Genomic DNA, 1,579 nt, shown 5'->3' on the forward strand with positions numbered 1-1,579 from the left:
CTCACCCTCTACACTCGCCCTCATGCTTTCGCTCACCGTTCTTTCGACCAGCCTTGACCCCGAAAGCCGCTCGGCGTGGCTGGCGACCCTGGCGGCCCGGCAATTGCAGGAGGCCGGACACCGCGTCACCCACCTCGACCTGCGCCAGACACCGCTTGGCCCGTTCGACAACGTGCAGGGAACGGGCGGCTGCTACGAGCACCCCAACGCTCAGACGTACTACGACGCGATTGCCGGGGCCGACGGGATTTTCCTCGCCGCGCCTGTATACAACTGGGGGCTGGGGTCGGGCACGAAGGCGTTGGTCGAACTGACCGGAAGTTCTGACGAAGGGCGTGGCTTGCACGGCGCGTGGTTCGACAAGCCCGTCACCTTTCTGATTTCGGGCGGGCTGCGCGAGGGGTATTTGAGCCACGGGGCCTTTGCCTTCGGGCTGATGACCGATTTCAAATGCGTGGTCAATCCCCATTTCGTCTACGCGACTTCGGAGCACTGGGACGCGCCGGAAGTGCCGGGAGAATGGCTGAGGGAACGGCTGGCACGAACGGTGGAGCGCGGCGTAGACCTCGCCGGGCGGCTCAAAGGGCGCGACTACCGGAGCGTGTGGGAAATATGACCGCCGAACCGACCTCCCGCGCCCCGTTGCTGCCGCCCACCGAAAAACCGCGCATCGTGACCGAGCATCCCGATTTTTATGTGGTGCACAAGCCTGCGCTGTGGCTGACCCATCCGGTGCGGGCGCGGGTGGACGTGCCGGACGTGCTGACCTTCATGCAGCGCGAAACGGGCGAAGTCTACCTCGCCCCCCCGCACCGCCTCGACCGTGAAACGAGCGGGGCGCAAGTTCTGACCCGCGACAGCGACGCCGCCCGCAGGTTTTTCACCCTGTTCAAGACGCATCTGGTCGGCAAAACGTACCTCGCCATCGTGCACGGCACGCCCGACTGGGAGCGCAAAACACTGGACGCGCCGCTGGGCGACCTGGGCTTGGGCGGGGCCAACAAAATCCAGATTCGGCAAGCGGTGATTCCCGATGGGCGGCCCGCCGTCACCGATTTCCGGGTGGTCGAGCGGCGGGCGGGCCACGCGCTGATCGAATGTTACCCGCGCTCGGGACGACTGCACCAGATTCGGGCGCACCTCTGGCACCTGGGCCTGCCGATGGTGGGCGACAAGATTTACGGGCGCGACCCCTCGGCCTTTCTGGAGTTCATGGAAACGGGCCAGACGCCCGAACTGACCGCCCGGCTGGGGCTGCCGCGTCAGGCGCTCCACGCCGCCCGCATCGCCTTTCCCTGGGAGGGAGCGCAGGTGGTGGCCGAGGTGCCGCTCGCGCCGGATTTGCGGGCGTACTGGGAGGGGTTGGGGGCAGGAGGCTGATAGCGAATGGCTGATGGCTGATGGCTAGCTTAAGCCTTGGCTCAAGCGCCTTGAGCTATCGGCCATCTGCTCTCTGCCATCCGCCCTCTGCTCTCCGCCCTAGCGAAGCGTCAGCAGCCGCAGTTCCCCCGCTCCATCTCGCAGCAGCGCGTGTTCGCCGTCGGGCATCAGGCGGACGCTCTCCACGTCGGGCAGGACA

The 1,579-nt window shown here is 66.5% G+C and carries 2 protein-coding genes; both read left to right on the forward strand.

Going from position 1 to position 1,579, the window contains the following annotated elements; translation table 11 throughout:
- Nucleotides 1–22: 22 nt before the first annotated feature.
- Entirely contained in the window at nucleotides 23–616 is a 594-nt protein-coding gene (locus Q4C89_RS15080; protein ID WP_303103438.1) for an NADPH-dependent FMN reductase, read from the forward strand.
- The gene (locus Q4C89_RS15085) at nucleotides 613–1,380 is read left to right on the forward strand and encodes an RluA family pseudouridine synthase (protein WP_303103439.1); all 768 of its coding nucleotides are present in this window, start codon (nucleotides 613–615) and stop codon (nucleotides 1,378–1,380) included. The genes Q4C89_RS15080 and Q4C89_RS15085 overlap by 4 nt, the downstream gene beginning before the upstream one ends.
- Nucleotides 1,381–1,579: the final 199 nt, after the last annotated feature.

It is taken from the genome of Deinococcus sp., from assembly GCF_030523985.1.
Classification (GTDB): Bacteria; Deinococcota; Deinococci; order Deinococcales; family Deinococcaceae; genus Deinococcus.